Below are 24380 nucleotides of genomic sequence, written 5' to 3'. Positions count from 1 at the left end.
GAACAATAAGGTGTTATAAAATGAATCTCCCAAATTTTATTAATTTTCAAAAAAGATATGGGTTGCTTATTACCGATAATGATGTGACCTTAGTGTCATGGCAAAAAGGCGATATTAAGCGGCTGGCATTATTTAGTAACGATGAATCAGGAATTGCACGATTCCATGCTTTTATTGAGAAAGAAGGTAAGGTTTTTAACGGCAAAGCTTTTCACTTGCTTGTTAATATTATTGGCGAAGATTATAGATTTGAAAAAACGGCCCACTTGATCGGAAAATATAAGACAGACTTTCATTCTCGTCGGATGCAGCACTTGTTTCGTGGTAGTAAGTTGAGTATGTCTCAAGTTCAGGGGCGTGAAGAAAGAGGGCGGCGTGAAGACTGGGTTCTTTTTTCTGGCATATTGACTGAAAATAAAGTTTCTCCATGGATGGCAGCCGTATCGCGCGGTGGACGTTTCTTGGCTGGAGTTCATATGGTGTCCCATTTGACCGGTTCCTTGCTTAAAACTATGGGCGGTGTCGGGAAGGGAAATAATTTGGTAATGACAATACATGAAAGAGGATTGTTGCGCCAAACTTATTATTCAAACGGGCATTTGCGATTTAGCAGAGTTTCAAAAGTTAATGATGAAAGTGCTGATTCGATTAGCACTTTCATTAAGAAAGAAGTAGATCGAACTCTTCAATATTTGAATTCTCTTAAAATGTCAATTGCAGGCGGCATTACAGTGCGAGTAATTTCCCCTAGTAATATGGTAGGACAGTTGCGTGAAATAGTTTCTGGTGGGGAAAAAATAAAGTTTGATTTTCACGATGTGGCAACAGTAGCTCAAAATATAGGGTTGAAAAATCCAGTGGGCGATTTGGGGAAAGACAGTTCTTTGGCATTACATGCCATGTTTTCTGAATTGCACATAGAGCAACTCGCTAAAATTAACTATGTAACATATTATAGAGCTCAATTTGCCGCTAAAGTTATTATCGCTGTTTTTGCAGTTTATGGAATATATGCTTATAGCTTTCCTCTTTCTTACCTGAAAAAAGGATATATTGACCATTCACGAGCAGTAATTAGTTTGCAAAGTCAAGAAGCAAGGTTACGCCAAAATTATCAAGCTGAAGTAAGCGGAGTGGGTGGGGAACCTCTTTCTTCGCCTACAAACATGAGAGCGGTTTCTAATTTATATAAAGCATTAGACAATATTAACATTTCGCCAACCCAAATGATGTACTTTTTTTCTCAAGGATTGGCTAAAAATAATGACGTTCGCATTGAAAAATTTGACTGGTATCTTTCCAATAACGTGCGAGGAGAAAAAAAATCTTCCAGTTTGGCTGTGTTTAGTGGTGAGGATTTGTACCAAATTATAGAAGTAAGCGGAACGTTCCTTCCTTTGCCTAATGAAAATTACATTGACGTTGCTGACCGTGCTGAAAAATTCGTAAAGTCTTTTGAAGAGAGAGAGGATATTCTTATTGAGGTTTTAGAAATTCCCAGTAGAGAAATGTCCACGAAAAATATAAAAGGCTCTTTGGATGATAATTCTATTGTTGACGCTCCTCGGAGTCGTAAGTTTGTTCTGAGAGTTATTTGGAAAGAGTATGAAAAAAGTATTTTTGAGAATTTTGTTTCAGAAACATAATACGTTGGAGTGTAAATAATGGATATTAAAATTCAAGAGAGAGAACAAAAAATTCTCATAAAAGTTTGCTTAGTGGCTTTTGTTGCCGTTATTTTGCCTAATATTTTGAGTGGATATTCTCTCAATTACATGTACGATCAAGCTAAGAAAGAAGCAACACTTGTAAAAAGCGTAAAATCTTATGAGGATCGTTTGTCGGGTATTGAGGGAGAAAGAAAAATTTTGCGACTCTTCGCTGAGCAATACAGGAATTTAGTAGATCGTGACGTGATTGGAGAGATAAATTTAGTTGATTTAGTAAAAGAAATGAAAACTATCAATGATGAGAGGAAACTTTTTCCTGTCAACTACGCTTTTTTGGATCAACAGGAGTTTGAATCAAAATATTCTATATATACTAAAGATAGTTCTATTGGTGTTAGTGTTTTGCCCATGACTATAGAAATGGGAATGTTGCATGATTTGGACGTATTTATGTTTATACAATCTCTTTCCGAGGAAATTGGGCATGTATCATATCCTGTTGAATGTACACTGCAGAGGATAAAGAACGATTTTTTGTTGGAAGAAAGAGAAAATATGAAAGCTAATTGTACCGTTGCTTGGTATTGGGTGAATGATCCGGACAGAGAAATAAGCGTGGGTGGTGCTAGTGATTCCCAATCTGCTGCGCTTTCCCAATGAAAACACGTACACATGGGAGTATTAATATGAACAATATCGCTAGTAGTTTTAGATTTATAATCTTTTTCGGTTGTGCAATTGTTAACTATTCCTGTTTTGCTCAAAATGTTTCTGACGAGAAACAAGGGGTGAACGCCGGAATTAAGATAGACAGCGCTCCTAATATGCCAGCGCTTTTTTTTACTGCTGAACAAAGACGCATATTGGAAGCTATTCGTCAAGGTGCGGTTGCTGAAGAATCACTGCAGTTAGATGAATTTATCCCACTGATATTAGTGGAGGAAATTTTTTCAACTGTAAATGAAGCGCCCGAACAAGGACGAACTGAAGATATACGCGTTAATGCTTTTATTTACAATAATAATAAAAAACAAGCAGTATTGTGGTTAAACGGAGAGTCTTATACTTCTCAAGAGCAGAATGATTTTTTTAGCAGAGAAAATATTTCTGAGGTTTCTGTTTTAAAATCTGGGACTGGAGAGATTGTGGGAATTGATCATGCCAATAATTCAAAGTTTGTTGTTAAGGTAGGACAAAAGCTTTCCAGTGATGGTGGGGTAGATGAGACTTACCCAGTCATTCTTGTTAAGAAAAAGTAAAAAACTTCAGAAGACTTAATGAAAGAGAAGAGTGCGCCAGATTTAGATGGCGGCAAAAAAAGTACAGTTAATACTGGACGTCGTGTTCTTCTAAATGTATCCTCCGTTGTGGGAGGAGTTGGAGGACTGTCAATTTTGGCTCCTTTTTTTTCGAGCCTTCGCCCTAGTAGGCGGACGCAGGCTGCTGGGGCTCCTGTTACTGTGTCGCTGAAGGATATTGACGAAGGCACTATGAAGGTTGTTCTATGGAGGCAAAAGCCAATATGGATACTGCGGCGTAATGAATTTATGATAGAAAGCTTAGAAAATAAAAACGAAGAAAATCTTTTAGATCCTTCGTCGGAAAATGCTCAACAGCCAGAATATTGTAAAAACAAAACTCGCTCAATTAACCCCGAATATTTCGTCGCAGTTGGCTTATGTACTCATTTGGGATGTTCACCTGGAGAGGCGAAAAAGGGATTTTTATGCGCTTGCCATGGTTCTTTTTTTGATTTTGCTGGAAGGGTGGTGAAGGGCAGTCCGGCACCCAAGAATCTTTTTATCCCACCTCACCATTATGACAATGACGGTAACATTGTTATTGGCATGGACGCTTCAATCGCTTAATTTGTCAACGTGAAAAACACCACTGCTATTGGTGATTGGCTGGATAAGCGTATTCCATGGCGTGAGACGGTTCGGAAACACCTTACCGAGTATTATGCCCCCAAAAATTTTAATATATGGTACGTATTTGGCGCCTTATCAATTTTGATGCTGGTAGTGCAAATTGTTAGCGGCATATTTCTAACCATGAACTATAAGCCTGATGCTGAACGGGCGTTTGCCTCTGTTGAATATATCATGCGGGATGTTCAGTGGGGATGGCTAATACGATACATTCATTCAACTGGGGCCTCATTTTTCTTTATTGTTGTATATTTACACATGTTTCGTGCTCTCATATATGGTTCATATCGTGCGCCACGAGAATTAATATGGATTTTAGGGATGTTGATTTTTCTGGCTTTGATGGCCGAAGCTTTTATGGGGTATTTGTTGCCTTGGGGACAGACCTCCTTCTGGGGGGCGCAGGTTATCGTTAACCTTTTTTCTACGATTCCGGGAATAGGAGAGTGGCTTTCCGTGACTATTCGCGGTGATTACGCTATTTCGGATGTTACGTTAAATCGATTTTTTGCACTCCACGTTGCGGCGATTCCGCTTTTTATCATTGTTCTAGTTTTTTTGCACATTATTGCGCTTCATCAGGTTGGCTCTAATAATCCCGATGGTGTGGAGATAAAAGAGCAAAAAGATTCCAACAGTGGACTTCCACTTGATGGAATACCGTTTCACCCTTATTACACCGTTAAGGATACTTTTTGTGCTGTGGTTTTTCTTTGTCTCTTTGCGGCGGTTGTGTTTTTTGCGCCAGAAATGGGAGGGTTTTTCTTGGAATATCCTAATTTTGAGCCAGCAAATCCTTTGAAAACGCCCGAGCATATTGCGCCAGTTTGGTATTTCACGCCTTACTATGCGATTTTGCGCGCAGTGCCACCTTTTTTAGGTACTCAAGTTTGGGGAGTTTTGGCGATGGGTTTGTCAATTGTTTTGTTTTTTTTCCTGCCATGGCTTGATGGCGGTTTGGTACGTTCCATTCGTTATCGGGGCTGGCTTTATAAATCAGCTTTGTTGGTTTTTGTGGTGAGCTTCGTTGGATTAGGAGTTTTAGGTGCATTGCCTCCGAGTGCGGGACGGCAACTTTCCGCACAAATATTTTCCGTTATGTATTTTGGCTTTATTATCTTGATGCCGTTTTACACAAAAATGGATAAAGTGCAAACACCTCCGACTAGAGTGCGATAAAAATACAAGTATGGTATTTGCGCGTTTTCTGATTTGTTTTTTGTTGTTGTTTCCGTTGCTGCCAGCGTGGGGAGCAGGTGGCAAAACTGTTCTGTCGCAAGCACCTATTGATTATAACGATATCGAATCCGTGCAACGCGGTGCCGCCGCATTTGCCAATTATTGTCAAGGTTGTCATAGTGTGAAATATATGCGTTACGGTCGCTTGGCAGAAGATTTAAAAATTAGCGGTGGGCAAATTGAAGATTTTCTTATTCACAATGAAGCAGGCTTAGCTGACGAGATGGTAAGCGCAATGACAAAAGAGGAAGGTAAAGAATGGTTTTGGCAGGCCAGTCCTCCGGATTTGAGTCTTGTTGCTCGTTTACGTGGTGTTGATTGGCTTTATGCTTACTTAAGGGGTTTTTACCGTGATTATTCCCGTCCCAGCGGTTGGAATAACGCTGTGTTTGAGAATGCTGCCATGCCACATGTGCTTTCTCACTTGCAAGGCATTTACGAACGCACTTCTGACGGCACAGTCAAGCAGATTCGCCCCGGAAAAATGTCTGTCGTAGCCTATGACGCCATGATTGCTGACGTGGTCGGCTTTTTGGCGTATGCAGGTGAGCCGACGCGCGCACAAAGAATAAAAACCGGTTACCTTGTGATGGCATTTTTGTTGCTGTTTTTGTTGATAGTTTATTTTTTGTATCGAGAGTACTGGAAGGATATCCACTAATATGCCTATTATTTTTTATTCAGGGAGCTATTGCCCATACTCTCATCGTTGTCGCATCGTTTTGGGTGAAAAACAAATGGAAGTTGATGTGCGAGAGGTAGATTTGAACAACAAGCCTGAAGAATTGGCTTTGTACAATCCATATAATCGAATTCCGGTTTTGGTTGACCGTGACGTGAAATTACACGAGTCGGGTATTATCAACGAATATTTAGACGATCGTTTTCCTCATCCGCAATTGATGCCAGTTGATATTACATTGCGCGCCAAGGTACGATTGATGTCTTATCTGATAGACCGTGAGATTTTTAGTCATGTTGACACGTTAGAAAACAAAACAGCCAAAAAACAAAAGCAGGATATTGCGAGACAGCGAATCCGCGAAGGGCTTTTAGGATTGGTTAATCATCTTTCAAAAGGTAACCATTATTTGGTGGATAAAGAGTTTACTATTTTAGACGCTGCGTTGGCGCCACTGTTGTGGCGGCTGGAGCATTATCGTATTACGCTACCACCTAAGGCGGTGGCGTTGAGCAAATATGCTGAGAGGGTGTTTGCTAGACCTTCTTTTAACGATTCGTTGACTACCATTGAAAAAGCGATGCGCAAGTAAGCTAATGCACGAAGATTTGACAATACGTCCTTATCTTTTGCGTGCTGTTTATGAATGGTGCGTAGACACAAAACACACGCCTTATTTAATTGTTGAGAATGGTCGTGACGACGTTTCCTTACCAAAAAGTTCGGTGGGGGAAAAAAACACGGTACTCAATATTGATGGTGAAGCTGTGCGTGATATGGTTATGGCGGATGACGTGGTTTCTTTTACCGCACGTTTTCAAGGTGCTACTTTTCATGTTCACGTGCCGATGGGCGCAATCGTTGGCATTTTTGCAAAAGAAACCGGTTCAGGTCTTTCCTTTTCTCCCGTAGGTGGGCAGTCGCAAAAAAAACAAAGCGCACATGAAGGCGAAAAACCTAAACTGAAAATTGTTTGATTAAATTTAAGACTGTTTTTAGTCATTATCAAAATCGGAGAATATGTTGCTTAGCCGATACCGTTGCCATGAACACGGGGTAAAATCTCATTTAAATGCTGACTACGATTCGCAATTTTTCCATTATCGCGCACATTGACCACGGTAAATCTACGTTGGCAGATGCCCTTATTCAGCGGTGTGGAGGTCTTAGTGAGCGCGAAATGAAGTCACAGGTGTTGGACTCTATGGAGTTGGAGCGCGAACGTGGCATTACCATTAAATCGCAAACAGCGACTTTAAATTACAAGTCCGAGCAATCAGCATATACGCTTAATCTGATTGATACACCGGGGCATGTGGATTTTTCGTACGAAGTGTCGCGTTCTTTGTCTGCTTGTGAGGGCGCTTTGCTGGTGGTGGATGCGGCTAAGGGAGTGCAGGCGCAAACTATCGCCAATAGTAGTATCGCCGTGGCATTGGGGATAGAGATTGTGCCGGTTATTAACAAAATTGACTTACCCGCAGCTGACGTTGATAGGGTGTGTCGTGAAATTGAAGAAATGGCGGGAGTAGATGCCTCTGCAGCTATTGCAGTGAGTGCAAAAACTGGCGTTGGTGTGGATGAATTACTGGCCGCCGTTGTGTCACGAGTGCCGCCGCCTATTGGTGATGCGAAGGCGCCATTACAAGCGTTGATCATTGATTCGTGGTTTGACAAATATTTGGGTGTAGTAATATTGGTACGAGTCAAGCATGGTTGTTTGCGTCGCCGCCAGCGAGTGCGATTCATGGTGACGGGTGAAGAACGTGACTGCGATTCGTTGGGAGTATTCACACCAAAATTAGAAATGCGCGAATCACTTAGTGTTGGTGAGGTGGGTTGCGTTATTACCGGTCTCAAGGATATTGCTGCCGCCCGCGTTGGCGATACGCTGACAGCGGTGCGGCGTCCTTGTGCCAAACCGTTACAGGGTTTTAAAGAAAGCAAGCCTCATGTATTTTCTAGCTTGTATCCAGCCCAACCTAATGACTATCCGTTATTACGTGAAGCAGCGGAAAAACTGCGTCTCAATGATGCAGCATTGGTTTTTGAAACCGAAAAATCGCCAGCTTTTGGTTTTGGTTTGCGTTGCGGTTTTTTGGGTATGCTGCACATGGAAATAACGCAGGAGCGACTAGAGCGCGAATATGGTTTGGAATTGGTATTGGCATCGCCGACAGTTGTGTATCAAGTATTGACCGTGGCGGGCGAAGAAATTCTGGTGGACCATCCTGGGCGGCTGCCTGAATCAGGAAGCATCCGTGAAATACGCGAACCCATTGCCGACATGACTATTGTGACAACAAGTATGCATGTGGGAGCAGTGATGACACTAGCGTCCAAGTGCCGCGGTGTGCAGCGGCGGGTGGATTACGCTAGTTTGCAAGTGGTAATGATTTACGAAATGCCGTTGGCTGAAATTTTAGGCGGCTTTTTTGATCGGTTGAAGTCAGCAACTCAGGGCTATGCGTCCATGGATTATGAATTCAAAGTTTTTCGACCAGCTAAAGTTGTGCGACTGGACATTCTCATTAACGGCGAGCGCATGGACGCATTGTCTTCTATGGCCATTGCCGAAGAAGCGCAATCGCGAGGGCGAGCATTGGCGCTTAAAATCACAAACTCTATTTCTCGCCAGATGTTTGACGTAGCAGTGCAGGCGGCTATTGGTGGAAAAATTATCGCTCGCGAAACGGTTAAAGCCATGCGTAAAAATGTGACGGCAAAATGCTATGGTGGCGATGTGACTCGCAAGCGCAAATTATTGGAAAAACAAAAAAGTGGGAAAAAGCGAATGAAACAGTTTGGGCGAGTAGAAATTTCTCAGGATGCATTGATGGCTGCGTTGCGTAGCGACGAAAATTAAGGGAAAGAAGCATGTACTCAACGGATTTCTTTTTTATGATTTTGAGTGCTGGGTCGGGATTGTTGTATGCGTATTACGCTATAACGCGCCGCGATGACCCACCAGATTTTCGTAAGCCGATTGCTTTTTGGCGTGATATTTTTTTTATTTTCGGCGCGGTGTTTTTATTTCGTGGGCTAATTTTTAATTGGTTTTCCATCCCCTCAAATTCTATGCAGCCAACGCTTATTATTGGTGATTATGTGCTGGTGGACCGAAATCAATATGGTTTTCGGTTACCAGTGCTGAATACTCGTTTGTCTGCGGGTTCGCCGCCGCAGCGTGGTGACGTGATTGTTTTTCGTCATCCCGATAGCGATGTGCATTTTATTAAACGTATTATCGCGGTACCAGGTGATCGTATAGAAATTCACAATGACGGAGTAGAAATTAACGGTGTGTTGCTGGAGTCAAAGCCAGCGGAGCCGGCAGCTTATTTTTACAGTGGCGAAAGCACGGGTACCAGCGCTGGTTTTCGACGTCATGCAGCGAGGTTGGTAGAAAAAATGCCTGATGCCGGCTGGCATGATGCGCTTAATGATGGCGGCGTGCGCAACGTTGTAGGGACGTATCCGCCTGATAGCGAACACTGTGAATTGAGAAGTGGTGGGCGGTTGCTTCGTTGTGACTTACCAGAAGGCGAATATTTTGTGCTGGGCGACAATCGTGATCACAGCAATGACAGTCGTTATTGGGGGTTTGTGCCCGAAGATAATATTGTTGGACCGGCAGTGCGGATTATTTTTAACTTCAGAGATAGTGGCCGTGTTGGACAATCGTTATTATTGCGTGCTACGCCGTTTCCTGAAGAGGAAGAAAGAGAGGAAGGTGGCGATGAGAGCGGCCGTGGCGAATAAGCTTCCAAGCAGGGTTTTACCGCACTGTTTTGCCGATACTGCTTTAGAAAAACAAGCGTTTACGCATATTAGTGTTGGCGGTGCCCACAATGAGCGTTTGGAGTGGCTGGGAGATGCGTTGTTGGATTTGTTAGTTGGGAGGCTGTTGTTTGAGCGATATCCAGATTGGAGCGAAGGTGTGTTGTCGCAAGCGCGATCGCAATTGGTGAATGGCGATGCACTAGCGGTATTGGCTCAGCAAATCGGGTTGCCTGCACGGTTGATATTAGGCGCGCCGGCTAAAGTTGATGGGCGGCGGCAATATTCTATCCTCGCTGGCGTGTTAGAAGCTTATATGGCAGCGGTATATTTGGATGGTGGTTACGAAACGGCTATGGCGGTAACGGCAGAATTATTTGCCGAGCCGTTAGCGCGGGTGGGTGACATGCGGGCGAAAAATGCAAATTTACTTAAAGACGCTAAGACGCGGTTGCAGGAATATTTGCAAAACCGCAAGCAAGCGGTGCCGAAATATGAAACGGTGGCGCGTGGCGGCAAGGCACACAATCCTTTTTTTGTAGTGAAATGCCGGTTGCCGAATGGCAAAACAGTAACAACAGTTGCTAGTAATCGCCGCGAGGCAGAAAAAACTGCGGCCGGCTGTTTATTGGCAGCGTTAACGGTATGAATTCGCACAGGGGATTTGTTGCCGTAGTTGGCCGTCCCAATGTGGGTAAATCAACTTTGGTTAATGCGTTGGCGGGTGATAAAGCCAGCATAGTTTCTCATCGTCGGCAAACGACGCGCGGCGTGGTTCGGGTAATTTGTCGGCGCGATGATGCTCAGTGGGCGGTGTTGGACTCTCCTGGGTGGCAAACACGTCATGGCGGCACGTTAAACAAGCGTCTTAATGCCGGTGCTGAATGGGCAGCGGGTGTGGCGGATGTAGTTATTTTTATGAGTGCTGCACCTATTTGGACGGATGAGGATACTGCTTTTTTGCAACGACTACCGGCGGAAGCAAAAGTAGTGGCGGCGGTCAATAAAGTAGATTTGGCTACTGATAAAGGCTTATTGTTACCGTACGTGGACGCTTTGAGAGAACGCCGTGATTTTGCCGCTATTGTGCCGTTGTGTGCGCGCCGCAGACGTGGTATGGATGCTTTAGTGACAGAAGTATCATTATTGTTGTCGGAGTCGCCAGCGTTATTTGACCGTAATGATGTGGAAGACGAAGCGTTTTTTTTGGCGGAGTTGTTGCGTGAAAAAGTATTTCGCGCACTGGGTGATGAATTGCCGTATTGCATTGGCGTTATCGCTCATCGCACAGGAAAACGCGGCAGGGCGGAAGTGGTGATGGCAGAAATTTTTGTGGAACGTGATTCGCAAAAAGCTATCGTAATTGGCGCTGGCGGCGTTACGCTCAAACAGCTTGCTGCTGCTGCTCGTCAAGATATGGAGCGGGTGTTAAATGCCAAGGTATATTTAACTGTGCGGGTAAAAGTTGCGCCTGCATGGCAAACCGACCAGCAATTATTGCGGAAAATGCGTATCGGTGTGCCGGAGCTCATATGAAATTAGGTGTGAACATTGACCATGTGGCAACCATTCGGCAAGCACGGGGAACGCTGTATCCCGATATCGTTGAGGCGGCGAGGCTAGCCGAAAGTGGTGGTGCCGATTTTATTACTGTGCATTTGCGCGAAGACCGCCGTCATATTGTGGATGCAGACATTCCTATTTTGCAGCAAGCCGTGCGTACCCATCTCAACTTGGAAATAGCGGCGACGGATGAAATGCTAGATATTGCACTTGCAGTTGCACCAAAAAAAGTGTGCTTGGTGCCGGAACGACGGCAGGAGCTTACTACAGAAGGAGGGCTGGATGTATCTGGGCAATTATCGCGTATTCGTAATTTTTGTGCGCCCTTGCAGGCGGCAAAGATATCCGTATCGTTATTTGTAGAACCTAGCGCCGAACAGATAGAAGCGGCTGCCGTTGCTGGCGCAGCGGCGGTGGAATTGCATACCGGAGCTTACGCTAAAAGTGGTGACAGTCGTCCGCTGGTGGTTGCCGCCCGTGCCGCTGCCGCCGCTGGCTTGGCCGTTCACGCTGGTCACGGGTTGCATGTGGACAACATTGCTGCTGTTGCCTGTTTGCCAGAAGTGGTGGAGCTCAATATTGGTCATGCGCTGATTGCACGGGCATTGTTTGTGGGATTAGAAGCGGCGGTGCGGGAGATGGTGACAGCCATCGCTGTTGTGTGATGATTGCCGGCGTCGGCAACGATTTGGTAGACATGACTCGTTTACAACGTTTGTTGGCACGCTATCCGCGGCGATTGCCGCAGAAAATATTAACGGTGGCGGAGCGAGAAGAGTTTGCTGTTCGTCAGCTTAGTTTGACGTATTTGGCTGGTCGGGTCGCGGCTAAAGAAGCGTTGAGTAAAGCGTTGGGAACGGGATTGCGGACGCCCGTTAATTGGCGACAAATAGCGATTTTGGGAAATGAGGTGGGGAGTCCAGAATTTCATTTTGAGCCATTGCTGGCTGATTATCTAGCTGCTAGAGAAATCAATAAATGTCACTTATCTATCACTCATGATGGTGGTTTTGCAATGGCGGTTGTCATCGCTGATAAAATTGTTATTCCAGCATGATGATACCTGATATTTCCCAGCGATTAATGATTGCGCTAGTTGGTGATTTAGTGCTGACGGAGCAAGATAGGCAATGGTTACGACATCCAGCTGTCGGTGGAGTGATTTTATTTACGCGTAATTTTGCCGATAGTGAACAATTACGGCAACTTACGGCATCTGTTCGTCGTGCTGCAGGGAAACCGATATTGATTGCTGTTGATCAAGAAGGTGGGCGAGTGAGACGGTTTTGCGGTGACGATTTTTTGGCGTTGCCGGCGATGGGTATTTTGGTCGAAAATCCGGCGGTGCTACACGATGCGGGCATGGTTATGGCAGCGGAGGTACTTGCCGCTGGGGTAGATTTAAGTTTTGCGCCGGTGCTGGATTTGGCATATGGACGCTCACAGGTCATTGGTAATCGTGCTTTTTCTGCTGACAGTGAAAGTGCGGCAAAATTTGCATTATCATTTAGTGATGGTATGGCTGCGGCAGGTATGGCTTCTTGTGGAAAACATTTTCCCGGTCATGGTTATGCAGAAGCCGATTCACACAGTGCGTTTGCGGTGGACGAGCGCACTTTTGCTGAAATCGCTGCTGCTGATTTGCAGGTATTCGCTCGCTGTGCGCAGGCTGGTATGCCGGCGATGATGACCGCACATATTGCCTATCCGCAATGCGACTCGGCGGCAGCGACATTTTCAACATTTTGGGTTAAAGAAATTTTACGTGGGCAATTAGCATACAAAGGGTTGATTGTCAGTGATGACCTTACCATGGCGGGCGCCGCAATCGGCGATATGACTTCACGCATGAAGGCTGCACTTGACGTCGGCGTTGATGTGCTGTTGGTGTGTCAGCCACCAGCGGTAGAAGAAGCACTGTCCACGGGCTTGCCGGCAAAAGAAAATACCGACAATCCATGGTTGGCGTTGGCACCACGTTTTGACGGGCGCGTCGATGTGGGCAGCGTAGCTTATTGGAAAGCGCGTAAGCACGTGCTCAGTGTGATTAATTAACATTCTCTGTTAATGGGGAGACTTATTCGCGCCGTTTGCGGCACAGTTAATTTAATGAAGTGTCTTATTTAGTTGCACAGAGACGATTGGGTACTGATTGTCGGCGTTTTTTTTGATTGTTAGAGTAATACTTATTCCGATAGCGCAATCATGTCATCTGCTGACCAACTGATTGTTATTTGCTCGTTAGCATCGGGGGGACGGCTGTCGCGATGATTGTTGGGCAATACAACGGTAAGTTGTGCCCCCGTTTTGGTGCGTACAGTTAGTACTGTAAGACCGCCATAATAAGATACTAATTCCACTACAGAAATAGTGCTTTCATTTGCTGACGCTGTGGCGGACAATGATAACTTTTCTGGACGAATAGCGACATAACTGGTGGCTGATCCACCGTTTTGTGCGCGCACCTTGCCCAATCCTTCTACCATAAATAAATTGTCGGATATGTGGTGCGCGGGTAATATATTCATACGTCCAACAAAATCGGCGACAAACCGATTGTTAGGTGATTCGTATAAATTGCGTGGTGAATCCGACTGACGAATGCTTCCTGATTCCATTACGGCTACCCGTTCAGCCATAGACAACGCTTCGTCTTGGTCATGTGTGACCATGACAAAGGTAATGCCTACCGTGTGTTGTAGTTTTACTAGCTCAGTTTGCATGACTTCTCGCAATTTGGCATCTAGTGCTGACAACGGTTCGTCCAGTAGCAACACCCGTGGGCGTTTAATCAATGCCCGCGCTAAGGCGACACGTTGTCGTTGTCCGCCTGATAATTGTGCAGGGTATCGCTTGGCATATTCTTCCATGCGAACCTGCGCTAGCATTTCTCGTACCCGTGTTGTTGTTTCCGCCGCTGCTATGCCTTCCATTCGTAAACCGTAAGCGATATTGTCCGCCACTGTCATGTGTGGAAAGACAGCGTACGATTGAAACACCATGTTGACTGGTCGTTTGTTTGGTGGCAGTGCAGTTACGTCTTCACCATCTATGCAAATGCTTCCTGCAGTAGGATTTTCAAAACCGCCAAGCATCCGTAACAAAGTTGTCTTGCCACAACCGGAAGGCCCCAGTAAAGCGAGAAATTCTTTATCACCAATGTCCAGCGACACGTTATTTACCGCAGTATCTTGGCCAAAACACTTGATCAAGTTGCGAATGCTTATGAGTGCGGTATTGCTCACGGCTTCTTACCGTTTTGCAGGCGCATCGCTAAGATGGTGGCGATAATGGTAATAACGATTAAGACGGTAGATGCAGCATTGACCTCTGGTGTTACCGAAAAACGCACCATAGAGTTAATTTTGACAGGCAAAGTGATGCTGTCAGGACCAGCGGTAAAATAAGTAATAACAAAGTCATCTAGTGACAGCGTAAAAGCGATGAGTGCGCCAGCGATAATGGACGTACGAATTTGCGGTAGCAAAATATCGCGCATTGCCTGCCATTCGCTTGCCCCTAAATCCATAGCTGCCTGTTCTAACTCTCGGTTGACCGATGCCAACCGACCGCGCACGATTACCGCAACAAAAGGAAAAGTAAACGTCACGTGGGCGATGATGATGTTGCCTAAATTGAACGGCCAGGGTAGATGGTGTGGCCACCATAAATTAAAAAACACCAGCATGGCAACACCCATACAAATTTCAGGAATGACGATGGGTAGCGCTAACACTCCTTCAGCAACCGGTTGACCAGGAAAACGAAATCGCCATAAAACAATTGCTGCCGCTACGCCTAATATGGTCCCCAGCAACATGTTTGCTGCAGCAATTGTTAGCGAATTAGCAAACGCTTCTACTAGTGATTCATTGTTCCACGCTTTTTCATAATATTTAAAAGTAAAACCGCGCCAAACGATATTGCGCTTGGAATCGTTAAAGCTGAATATGATAAGCGTGATGATGGGCGCATAAAGCACAAGAAAAAACACCACTAAGAACACCCGCATCCAAGGGCGTTCAGAATAATTCAACAATGTTGGGCGTTTTTTCATACGATCACAGCTCCGCGCCGAATCGCGCGGCGGCTGGAGACAGCGCGTAATGCAATAGCAGCAAAAGTAATATACATCAACAAAAAGGATAGCGCTGCGCCAAATGGCCAATTGTTAGCGCTCAAAAATTGCCGTTCAATGACGTTGCCGATAATTTGACTGTCAGTTCCGCCGAGCATGTCGGCGATAAAAAAAGCTCCCAGTGCTGGCACAAAAACGATGATAACGCCGCTGATAATACCGGGCATGGTAAGTGGCAACAGTACCCACCAAAAAGTTCGCCAGTGTCCTGCCCCCAAATCAAGACTGGCTTCCAAGTATGAGCGATCAAAGCGTTCCATCACCGCATATAGCGGTAGAATCATAAAAGGAACAAACACATAAGCGATGCCGGCGACAACGGCGGCATTGGTATAGAGTAACTCCAGTGGTGTGTAAGCATCACCAAGTCCACCACTGACACCGAGCCACTCTAGGGAGCTATCTGCGAATTGCCAAAACGATTCTAGGGTGAAATTTAAAAAACCGCGAGTGCGAAAAACTGCGATAAGGGCATAGGTACGAATTAAAGTATTAATCCAAAATGGTAGCGAGATGGCAAGCAAAAGCGGCATTCTGAAGCGTGCAGGCGAAAAAGCAATGGCAAGAGCTACTGGGTAGCTGATGAGTAGGCAAATTGCTGTGGCAGCGGCGGCAATCAGCAGTGATTTGGCAAAAATAGTAAGGTAGATAGGTTCTACCGCCACCAGGTAATTGTCGCTGGTCCAAGTTAGAGTGTGATTAATGAGCCCGTTTTTTTCGGAAAAACTGAGACCAAAAATAAAAGCCAAGGGAAATACAAAAAACGCTCCCAGCCACAAAAAAGCGGGCAAGCCGAGTACCATGCCCACATAGCGCGACTGACGGGAGCTGTCGCGCATAGTCTTGTTGCCGCTTAGGCCGCCTGTGCTGTCAAGATGACAAAATTTGCGTCCACAGCCGTTCAATCAGCGCAGAACGTTCTTCACTCAAGTACAAAGACGGTTCCAACTTGCCAATGATGTCGTTGGGCGGAAAAATAGCAGGATTGTTGCGATAAGATTCATTTGTTAATAGGCGCGCTGCCTCGTTGGGAGTGGCATATTCAATGTATTCGGCTAAATCGCGCCCGACTTCGGCATCCAAAAGAAAATTGATGAAGGCGTGGGCGTTTTGCGGATGCGGTGCGTCTTTGGGGATGCACAAGCAGTCCTGCCAATAGTACGAACCCTCGCGTGGAATGACATATTTAATATCAGGGTCTTCACTGCGTAACTGGGCGATGTCGCCGTTCCATTCCACAGCGATATCTACTTCACCGGAGGCAAGTAAATCTTGACCGTTGTCTTCGGCGATGGTTTTGACGTTCTTTTTGTATCGGGTCAGTTGTGCCACGGCGGCTTGTATTTCATCCGGATTTTCGGAATTAAAAGAATATCCTAAGGATACTAGCGCCATGCCAACCATGGAATCTGGTTCACTAATCCAAGCAATACGTCCGGCATACTGATCAGATTGTTCGCCCCACACTGCTGACCACGAGTCAATAGATGGCACTTTAGACTCGCGGTAGCCGATGCCCATGGTGCCCCACATGTAGGGCATTGAATATTGGCGACCGGGATCAAAGGCGGCGTCTTGAAAAGACGGTGCTATGTTTTTAAAATTAGGGATGGCGGTATGGTCTAGTGGTTCTAACATGTTGGCTTTCCACATACGATTTACAAAGTCGTTGGTGGGCACAATGACATCATAGCCGGGATTGCCCTCACGTAACTTGGCAAATAACTCAGCATTGTCGCCAAACAAATCCATTTTAACTTCTACACCGCTACCGCTTTTAAAATCAGCCAGCGTGGTTTCTCCGATATAAGTATCCCAATTGTAAAAGTTGAGCTGTTTTTCTTCGGCAGCGTTGACACGCCCGCCGGATAGACTAAAACCAGCAATAGTACCCAACCCTGCCAAAAAAGAGCGGCGTGAAAAACGATTGTACTTAGTCATGAAAATTTTCCTTTCGGCCACGCTTAGCAAACGGCGTGTGATAACAATTATAAGACACTTTTGCAAGGAATATTTTCAAATTTTCTGTGAAGAGAAAAGAGATAATTTTTTTCAGGGCGTTTTCTATGAGGTTCTTGTTCCTCTACTGTTGTCAGGTGGTTGAGGTCTGTTTTTGTGCAAAGCAAAAATAAATTTATCAAATAACGCTTTACATTGGAATATAATAAAAAATATATTGTCGTGGCCAATTCATTTTTAAGTAACGCAAGTGTTTTGCACTGCACAATTAAGGAGAAATAAATGACCAGAGCTTATAATTTTAGTCCAGGTCCTTGCGGCCTTCCCGATAGTGTTATGCAAAGAGCGCAGGCGGAATTTTTAGAATTTGCCGAGACTCAAACTTCGGTGATGGAGATATCCCATCGTGGCAAAGATTTTTTGAAAGTATATAACAACGCGGTGAGGCTGCTACGCGAAATTATGGACATTAGCGACGATTATGCTGTGCTATTTCTCTCTGGTGGCGCTACCGGTCAATCTGCAGCTATCCCGCTTAATCTTACCGCTAGCTCAGATGATACCACCGCCTATATTATCAGTGGTCACTGGTCACAGCGTAGTGCTGTTGAAGGAAAAAAATACTGTCACACCCATATTGCTGCTGACAATACCGGTAATGGTCACACCATTTTGCCGTCTGAGTGGGACGTCCCCGAAAACGCCGCGTATTTGCATTATGCAGACAACGAAACTGTACACGGCGTAGAATTTTCTACACGGCCGGATTCGTTTGTGCCGTTGGTGGCAGATATGTCTTCCAATATTGCTTCGCGCCGTATTAACGTGAGCGACTACGGTCTGATTTATGCCGGCGCACAAAAAAATCTGGGGCCTACTGGCGTTACCGTAGTTATTGTACGCAAAGAATTGATTCGCGCACGGTCAGACGTGCCGATGATATGGGATTATAAAAATCAAATTCCTGCTGAATCCATGCTCAACACACCGCCGACATTTCAAATTTATATGGTGAGTTTAGTATTGGAATGGGTTAAAAACGAAGGTGGCATTGATGAAATGGAAAAACGTTGTGTGGAAAAAGCGAAACTATTGTATTCGTGTATTGACGCTGGAAATTTTTATACTGCACCAGCGCAGATAGGTAACCGTTCACGTACTAGCATTCCGTTTTTTCTGGCAGATGATGTGCTGACAGGTGATTTTGTCGCTGGTGCCGAAAAAGAAGGCATGATTGGTCTCAAAGGTCATGCTTTGTTAGGAGGTTGCCGAGCCTGTATGTACAACTCTATGTCAGTCGCTGGCGCGCAACAATTGGTTGAGTACATGCGAGAATTTGAGCGCAAGCACGGTTAAAATTTGCGCAATTGATAAAATTTATTGTCTGCTAATAACGGATTAATCAATTATTAACAGGTAGTTAGGGAAGAAGCTTTGGTATGCTTACAGTTTCCCGCAACATTGCTTGTATTTTTTCCCCGAACCACATGTGCAAGGGTCGTTGCGACGTGCTTTGGGTTCCATGCGGCGAAAGGTGGTTATTTGTGCTTTTGTTTCTTCTTCTGTTTCCGGTATTGCGGGCGGTGGCGGAGATGTTTCTGTTGTCACGGCGGGTGTGTCATCGTGGCGATATTGTAAATTGCGTGGCGTTGCCGGCGGTGGCGTGTCATCAGTGCTTTCAAATGGCTTATCACGCACTGTTAGCGCGTACATTACCCGTGCCGCCATGCTTTGCACGCCAGTTAGCAGATGTTCAAACATCTCAAAGGCCTCACGTTTGTATTCCTGTTTGGGATTTTTTTGTGCCATGCCGCGCAGGCCGATGGACAGCCGCAACCCGTCTAGCGCCGACAAGTGCGCCCGCCAGTGTTCATCAATAATATTTAGTGTCAAAGAGCGTAAAAAGCCGTTGAATGAATCAACATCGGTGTGCGCAATTTTTTGTGCATACAAAGCTTCGGCTTCATTTATGATGAGCTCAACAAAATGTTCGCGAGGTTTGTCTTCATCATTGCTCAGCCATTTTGCTATCGGCAACTGTAAACGATAATCGCCTGCCAGCAGTTTTTCTAAATCCGTAGCACGCCATTCCTCTTCCGGCGTTTCTGGCGGCAGGTGAACGTCAATCACTTGTCGTAAGTTCTCGGTACGCAAATCGGCGGCAATGGGTACCATATCGGTGGCGGTGAGTATGTGTTCACGTTGTTCGTATATCATCCGCCGTTGCTCGTTGGCAATATCATCATATTCCAGCAACTGTTTACGAATGTCAAAATTATGAGACTCTACTTTGTGCTGAGCATTTTCAATGGTGCGACTAACCATACGTGCTTCGATCGCCTCGTCTTCATCCAAATTAAGTTTTTCCATGAGGGAAGAGACACGTTTGGTAGCAAATATGCGCAGTAGCGAATCTTCAAATGACAAATAAAATGTGCTAGCGCCGGGGTCTCCCTGTCGTCCAGCGCGCCCACGTAACTGGTTGTCAATGCGTCGTGATTCGTGGCGCTCGGTTCCGATAATTTTAAGCCCACCGGCTTTCAACACCTGCTCGTGCTGTTCCTTCCATGCCGTTTGTAGCTTGACAGTTTTTTCTTTTCGTTCATCATCCGATAGCGACTCGTCGTGTTCCAGTGCCAGCCGTTCTTCTTCAATATTGCCACCGAGCACAATATCAGTACCACGGCCAGCCATGTTAGTGGCAATGGTAATGGCGCCGGCTCGCCCAGCTTGTGCCACAATATGTGCTTCCCGCTCATGCTGTTTGGCGTTGAGCACTTCGTGTGGGAGTTTTTCTTGATGCAATAGCTGCGACAGTTTTTCCGAATCTTCAATAGCGGTGGTGCCTACCAACACCGGCTGTCCGCGTTCGGCACAAGCGCGAATATCAGTTAGGACAGAGCGATATTTGCCTGCTGTAGTGCGATAAACACGGTCTAGCTCATCGTGGCGAATCATTTTTTTGTGGGTGGGGATTTCCACTACTTCCAAACCATAAATAAAGCGAAATTCTTCCGCTTCAGTTAATGCCGTACCAGTCATACCGGCTAATTTTTTGTATAAACGAAAGTAATTTTGAAAAGAAATAGACGCTAACGTTTGGTTTTCTTTTTGTATAGCAAGTCCTTCTTTGGCTTCTATTGCCTGGTGCTGGTTATCGCCCCAACGCCGTCCAGGCATTAGTCGTCCAGTGAATTCATCCACAATAATCACTTGTCCTTCTTGCACTACATAATCGCGGTCGCGTACATACAAATGTCGTGCTTTGAGAGCGGCGTTAAGATGGTGCATCAGTGACAGATTGCTCGGGTCGTAAAGTGAACCACTTTTGAGCAAATCAGTTTCGCCAAAAAGACTTTCGGCACGAGTGAAACCATCTTCGGTCAGGTGAATATCACGAGCTTTTTCGTCTACTATAAAATCACCAGGAGCATCCGAATTTTCACAGCGGATAAACTGTGCCGCTACGTGATTGGCGCTTTTGTACACGGTGATGTTATCGCCGGCTTCGCCAGAAATAATTAGTGGAGTGCGCGCTTCGTCAATGAGAATGGAGTCCACCTCATCCACAATTGCATAATGCAAAGCCTGTTGCAGCCTTGTATTTGGGTCGTAGCGCATGTTGTCGCGCAGATAGTCAAAGCCGAACTCATTATTAGTGCCGTACACGATATCGCAACGATAAGCGGCAGCTTTTTCTTCCATAGATGCTTCGGGGACGTTAATGCCTACCGACAAGCCCAAAAAACGATACAGCGCACCCATCCACTCGGCATCGCGGCGGGCGAGATAATTGTTAACCGTCACCACATGTACGCCCTTACCAGCAATGGCTTCGAGACACACCGGTAATGTTGCCGCTAACGTTTTTCCCTCACCAGTTTTCATTTCGGCGATGTTGCCTTCAAACAGTGCCATGCCGCCGATGAGCTGAGCGTCAAAGTGGCGCATGCCGACCGACCGTGATGCCGCTTCGCGTACTACGGCAAACACTTCGGGTAATAATGATGACAACGTTTCGCCGTTGTCGCCACGTTGTCGCATATTTTGATAGGCAGCGCGTAATTGTGCATCATCCAAAGAAGAAAGGCTGGCGGTTTTGGTGTTTACCGCCGCGAGTCGTGAGCGATAGGTCGCCAATTGCCGATTTTTACGGGAGCCAAATACGCGGGAGAGAATATTTTTCATATAAAAATGTTAAGCGTCCCAATCATCATGAATGTTGCGAGCAGCGAGTAATTCTTTAATTACGCGGGCGATAGGGCGTGGTTTGTTATTAATACGTAATTCATAATGCAAGTGCGAGCCGGTGGAGCGTCCAGTGCTACCCACTTCGCCGATGGGTTCGCCGCGGAGCACATATTGCCCAATCTCCACACCCGTAGCATGTAAATGCCCGTACAACGTGGAGATATTGTCGCCGTGGAAAATACGAATAGCTTTACCATAATTACCTAACCGACCGCTGTAGGTGACGAAGCCGGTGGCCGCAGCCAGCACCGGCGTACCGCGCCGCGCCGAATAATCGTAGCCGGAATGAAAGGCGCGGCGACCGGTGAAAGGATCTTTTCTGTATCCAAAACCCGAAGTCTGGCGGTGTTTCTTTTCTAGTGGTTGTTGCATGGGGACGGTATCAAATGCTACCCGTTGTTGCGTGCCGCGCACAGCTAATATGTCGTAGCGGCGAGTGATACCTTGTAATGACCTTTGGAGTGCGCTCATTTTGTCGGCGCCCAAAGCGGCAGTTTCATCAATACTTTCCGGCACTTGAGTAACGGAAGGAAGAGTTTCGCAGCTATTATCCAGTGAAGTACCGGAAAAAAATTTCTCCTCAGGCAAGCCGATTCTTGAGGCGATAATTTTGCCACGATTTTGCACAGCGATGATACCTGCTTGCACGTCAGCGATTTGTTCTTGTAACACGTCAATGTTTTCCTCCCACATACGCTGGCGAGCGATGTCTGCCTCTCGCTCTTGCTCCTTGGCGATAGCCAGAGCAATAGGGGAACGTGTTTGTAGCCAGTGAGCAGCGAGTTGCTGGGCTGCCATATATACGACGGCACTCAAGGTTAAAGCGGCAATGACAAGCACGATAAAAAAACGCCGACGAGTAACTTCCAACACCAGCGGCGGCGAATTAGTAGAATAAGAAGAGGAAAAAATAATATTCATGACGTTCCGAAGACAAAAGTTGAAAATATAAAATGTTCTCAACAAATAAGAGAAAATATTAAATTATAAATTTAAATATTTAAATTGGCGTTTGCAGGCTTGTCCAAAATTATTGTAAGCTGTCTTCAACATTGCCATCTTCTTCTTTGAGAAACCGGAAAAAGTCTGATTCTGGTGATAATAAAAAAAAGTCGCCGCTGGTGCCTAAGGTTCTGCGGTAGGCTGCCATACTGCGATAAAAATCGTAAAAATTGGGATGTTGTGAAAATGCCGCAGAGTAAGTGGCAGCGGCTTCGGCATCACCGCGGCCGCGTAATTCTTCGGCTTTGCGCGCTGCTTCCGACAGTAGGATGACACGGTCGCGGTCAGCTTCAGCACGAATTTTTTCCTTTTCTGCTTCACCTTCGGCACGTCTTTCATTGGCGATGCGGCGACGTTCTTCAATCATATTTTTAAATACTTCTTCGGAGACGCCGGTGGGCAAGTCTACGCGTTTTAACCGCACATCAAGTACTTCCACACCAAAGTCAGTGGCGGCCTCGGTGGCGCGACTACGCATGATACGCATAATTTCTTCACGTTCGCCGGTTACCACATTCTTAACCGTGCGCTTGCCGATTTCATCTCGCAAACCACGATTAACTACATCTAAAAGGCGCCCTTCAGCTTGTGATTCGTTGCCGGCTAATCGCTCATAAAATTTCGCCGGCTCAACAATACGCCATTTGATGTACGAATCCACTAGCACATTTTCTTTTTCGGCGGTGATAAAACGATCAGGTTCATCAGTATCAATGGTGAGAACTCTAGAATCAAACATTAACAAACTGTGCCACGGTGCTTTGGCGTACAGTCCCGGTTCTTTTTTGACTGATACAATTTCGCCAAATTGCAATATCATGGCGCTTTGCCATGGATACACAATAAACAGCGATGCGCTGAGCAAAATAACGAGCAATAATAATGAGGCAGCGACAACGGCTAGGTAATGCAACTGTTTCATCGACGGTTTTCCAGTGCGTCTAATCCGCTTTGTGAACCTTCACGCAGGCGTTTTTTGAGTTCGTCTAGCGTACGCAACCCGCTGGGTGTGGTTTCTTTATCAGTTATCGATGATTGCGAAGCCGCCGCCGCTGCACCGCCAGCCTGCATAAGTTTGTCAAGCGGCAGATACAATAGATTCCCCGAATCTTTTTGGTCTACGATAACTTTGTTGGCGCGCCCCATGACTTCTTCCATCGTTTCTAAATATAGCCGCCGCCGCGTGATTTTCGGCGCTTTAGAAAACTCGTTGGCCACCAACAAAAAACGCTCGGTATCCCCCAGAGCGCGCTCAATGGCATTGCGGCGATAGGCTTCAGCGTCTTCTAAAATACGTGCCCCTTGCCCTTTGGCGCGCGGCAAAATATCATTGGCGTAAGCCTTGCCTTCGTTAATTTTGCGATCTTTGTCTTTGCGAGCGCGAATGGCGTCTTCAAAGGCGTCTTGAACTTGATCGGGTGGCTGTGCGTTTTGTACTGCTACCTCGCGTACTTGAATGCCAGTTTTATAGCGATCAAGGATGTGTTGCATAGTTTGTTTGGTTTCGCTGGCAACGGCTTCTCTTCCTTCGTACAATACAAAGTCAATTTCGCTTTTACCGACTACTTCACGCATTGCGGTTTCTGCTACCTGCTTCACCACATCTTGCGCGCGGGCACTAGAAAACCGATTTTCAAATAAAAATTGTCTAGGATCGTTAAACGCATATTGCACTACAAATTGCGTGTCTATAATGTTTAAATCGCCGGTAAGCATGAGTGATTCACGCGGATTTTTGCGCTTGGTGTCATTGCGAAAGCCGATTTCTACCCGCTGCACTTCAGTAAGGTTAACAATACGATAATTTTCAATCAGTGGCATGTGCCAAGCAAGGCCTGGGGTCTTGATGCCGCTGGGGTTGCCAAGTCTGAACATAACCGCCCGTTCGGCGGCGTCTACGGTGAAAAATCCGGCCAATACCCACATTAGTACCAGGCCGATACACAGCAACGCTGACAGATAGCGTAACGGCGGCAATACGATGCCATCGGAGGGATCGTCGTTGTCCTCGTTAAAATCGCCAGCGTTACGGGAAAACATTTGCGAGTTCTTTTTTTCGCCGCCCAAACGTTTTACTAGGCGCCGTAACAATTCATCAATGTCAGGCAATTGATTTTGTGAAAAAAAATTCATTTAATAGTATAGCAAATCAGATAGCAGTATAT

24 protein-coding genes are annotated in these 24380 nt (G+C 45.7%); 16 read left to right on the top strand and 8 right to left on the bottom strand.

Going from position 1 to position 24380, the window contains the following annotated elements; genetic code table 11:
• Positions 1 to 20 precede the first annotated feature (20 nt).
• From NQX30_00215 to nagZ, 15 genes are all read left to right on the top strand, one after another.
• Complete coding sequence (locus NQX30_00215) at positions 21 to 1646, top strand: hypothetical protein (GenBank protein ID MDM5146815.1); 1626 nt, start codon at positions 21 to 23, stop codon at positions 1644 to 1646.
• An 18-nt stretch (positions 1647 to 1664) separates the two neighbouring features.
• Positions 1665 to 2330, top strand: a complete 666-nt coding sequence (locus NQX30_00210; GenBank protein MDM5146814.1) for a hypothetical protein — start codon at positions 1665 to 1667, stop codon at positions 2328 to 2330.
• Between the two features lie 26 nt (positions 2331 to 2356).
• Positions 2357 to 2929, top strand: coding sequence for a hypothetical protein (locus NQX30_00205; protein MDM5146813.1), 573 nt, complete (start codon positions 2357 to 2359; stop codon positions 2927 to 2929).
• Between the two features lie 18 nt (positions 2930 to 2947).
• Positions 2948 to 3538 carry a ubiquinol-cytochrome c reductase iron-sulfur subunit gene (petA, locus tag NQX30_00200; GenBank protein MDM5146812.1) on the top strand — a complete coding sequence of 197 codons (591 nt, stop codon included), beginning with the start codon at positions 2948 to 2950 and terminating at the stop codon, positions 3536 to 3538.
• Positions 3539 to 3565: 27 nt separating this feature from the next.
• Positions 3566 to 4780: a cytochrome bc complex cytochrome b subunit gene (locus tag NQX30_00195; protein MDM5146811.1), complete on the top strand. Its 1215-nt coding sequence runs from the start codon at positions 3566 to 3568 to the stop codon at positions 4778 to 4780.
• Between the two features lie 10 nt (positions 4781 to 4790).
• A complete protein-coding gene (locus tag NQX30_00190) occupies positions 4791 to 5501 on the top strand; it encodes a cytochrome c1 (protein ID MDM5146810.1) in 711 nt (236 codons plus the stop codon).
• A gap of 1 nt (position 5502) precedes the next feature.
• A complete protein-coding gene (locus NQX30_00185) occupies positions 5503 to 6114 on the top strand; it encodes a glutathione S-transferase N-terminal domain-containing protein (GenBank protein MDM5146809.1) in 612 nt (203 codons plus the stop codon).
• A gap of 4 nt (positions 6115 to 6118) precedes the next feature.
• The gene (locus NQX30_00180; protein MDM5146808.1) at positions 6119 to 6499 is read left to right on the top strand and encodes a ClpXP protease specificity-enhancing factor SspB; all 381 of its coding nucleotides are present in this window, start codon (positions 6119 to 6121) and stop codon (positions 6497 to 6499) included.
• A gap of 95 nt (positions 6500 to 6594) precedes the next feature.
• A complete protein-coding gene (lepA, locus tag NQX30_00175; GenBank protein MDM5146807.1) occupies positions 6595 to 8388 on the top strand; it encodes a translation elongation factor 4 in 1794 nt (597 codons plus the stop codon).
• 35 nt (positions 8389 to 8423) lie between these two features.
• On the top strand, positions 8424 to 9284 hold the full coding sequence (gene lepB / locus NQX30_00170; protein MDM5146806.1) for a signal peptidase I: 861 nt from the start codon (positions 8424 to 8426) through the stop codon (positions 9282 to 9284).
• Positions 9274 to 9951 (top strand): ribonuclease III, encoded by a 678-nt coding sequence (gene rnc, locus NQX30_00165; GenBank protein MDM5146805.1) that lies wholly within the window; start codon positions 9274 to 9276, stop codon positions 9949 to 9951. The genes lepB and rnc overlap by 11 nt, the downstream gene beginning before the upstream one ends.
• The gene (era, locus tag NQX30_00160) at positions 9948 to 10838 is read left to right on the top strand and encodes a GTPase Era (protein ID MDM5146804.1); all 891 of its coding nucleotides are present in this window, start codon (positions 9948 to 9950) and stop codon (positions 10836 to 10838) included. The genes rnc and era overlap by 4 nt, the downstream gene beginning before the upstream one ends.
• The gene (locus NQX30_00155) at positions 10835 to 11530 is read left to right on the top strand and encodes a pyridoxine 5'-phosphate synthase (GenBank protein MDM5146803.1); all 696 of its coding nucleotides are present in this window, start codon (positions 10835 to 10837) and stop codon (positions 11528 to 11530) included. The genes era and NQX30_00155 overlap by 4 nt, the downstream gene beginning before the upstream one ends.
• Positions 11530 to 11922, top strand: a complete 393-nt coding sequence (acpS, locus tag NQX30_00150; GenBank protein ID MDM5146802.1) for a holo-ACP synthase — start codon at positions 11530 to 11532, stop codon at positions 11920 to 11922. The genes NQX30_00155 and acpS overlap by 1 nt, the downstream gene beginning before the upstream one ends.
• Complete coding sequence (gene nagZ, locus NQX30_00145; protein ID MDM5146801.1) at positions 11919 to 12920, top strand: beta-N-acetylhexosaminidase; 1002 nt, start codon at positions 11919 to 11921, stop codon at positions 12918 to 12920. Before acpS ends, nagZ begins: the two co-directional genes overlap by 4 nt.
• Positions 12921 to 13051: 131 nt before the next feature.
• Here the strand turns inward: nagZ and NQX30_00140 are convergent, their stop codons facing one another.
• The 4 genes from NQX30_00140 to NQX30_00125 are packed head-to-tail and all read right to left on the bottom strand — an operon-like array spanning position 13052 to position 16944.
• Positions 13052 to 14110 carry an ABC transporter ATP-binding protein gene (locus NQX30_00140; protein MDM5146800.1) on the bottom strand — a complete coding sequence of 353 codons (1059 nt, stop codon included), beginning with the start codon at positions 14108 to 14110 and terminating at the stop codon, positions 13052 to 13054.
• Positions 14107 to 14922, bottom strand: a complete 816-nt coding sequence (locus tag NQX30_00135; protein MDM5146799.1) for an ABC transporter permease — start codon at positions 14920 to 14922, stop codon at positions 14107 to 14109. Before NQX30_00135 ends, NQX30_00140 begins: the two co-directional genes overlap by 4 nt.
• Positions 14919 to 15842 carry an ABC transporter permease gene (locus tag NQX30_00130; protein MDM5146798.1) on the bottom strand — a complete coding sequence of 308 codons (924 nt, stop codon included), beginning with the start codon at positions 15840 to 15842 and terminating at the stop codon, positions 14919 to 14921. The genes NQX30_00135 and NQX30_00130 overlap by 4 nt, the downstream gene beginning before the upstream one ends.
• 31 nt (positions 15843 to 15873) lie before the next feature.
• A complete protein-coding gene (locus NQX30_00125) occupies positions 15874 to 16944 on the bottom strand; it encodes a spermidine/putrescine ABC transporter substrate-binding protein (GenBank protein ID MDM5146797.1) in 1071 nt (356 codons plus the stop codon).
• Positions 16945 to 17244: 300 nt separating this feature from the next.
• Here NQX30_00125 and serC point away from each other — a divergent pair, with 300 nt between their 5' ends.
• A complete protein-coding gene (gene serC / locus NQX30_00120; protein ID MDM5146796.1) occupies positions 17245 to 18318 on the top strand; it encodes a 3-phosphoserine/phosphohydroxythreonine transaminase in 1074 nt (357 codons plus the stop codon).
• An 87-nt stretch (positions 18319 to 18405) separates the two neighbouring features.
• Here serC and secA read toward each other — a convergent pair whose 3' ends face one another.
• From secA to hflK, 4 genes are all read right to left on the bottom strand, one after another.
• Positions 18406 to 21150 carry a preprotein translocase subunit SecA gene (gene secA / locus NQX30_00115; protein ID MDM5146795.1) on the bottom strand — a complete coding sequence of 915 codons (2745 nt, stop codon included), beginning with the start codon at positions 21148 to 21150 and terminating at the stop codon, positions 18406 to 18408.
• Positions 21151 to 21159: 9 nt separating this feature from the next.
• Positions 21160 to 22134 carry a M23 family metallopeptidase gene (locus NQX30_00110; protein MDM5146794.1) on the bottom strand — a complete coding sequence of 325 codons (975 nt, stop codon included), beginning with the start codon at positions 22132 to 22134 and terminating at the stop codon, positions 21160 to 21162.
• Between the two features lie 109 nt (positions 22135 to 22243).
• Positions 22244 to 23137 (bottom strand): protease modulator HflC, encoded by an 894-nt coding sequence (gene hflC / locus NQX30_00105; protein MDM5146793.1) that lies wholly within the window; start codon positions 23135 to 23137, stop codon positions 22244 to 22246.
• Positions 23134 to 24348: an FtsH protease activity modulator HflK gene (gene hflK / locus NQX30_00100; protein MDM5146792.1), complete on the bottom strand. Its 1215-nt coding sequence runs from the start codon at positions 24346 to 24348 to the stop codon at positions 23134 to 23136. The genes hflC and hflK overlap by 4 nt, the downstream gene beginning before the upstream one ends.
• Positions 24349 to 24380 lie beyond the last annotated feature (32 nt).

Source organism: Candidatus Persebacteraceae bacterium Df01 (assembly GCA_030386295.1).
GTDB lineage: Bacteria > Pseudomonadota > Gammaproteobacteria > Tethybacterales > Persebacteraceae > Doriopsillibacter > Doriopsillibacter californiensis.
The sequence above is the reverse complement of the archived record's forward strand: the minus strand, read 5'-3'. Positions and strand labels throughout refer to the sequence as shown.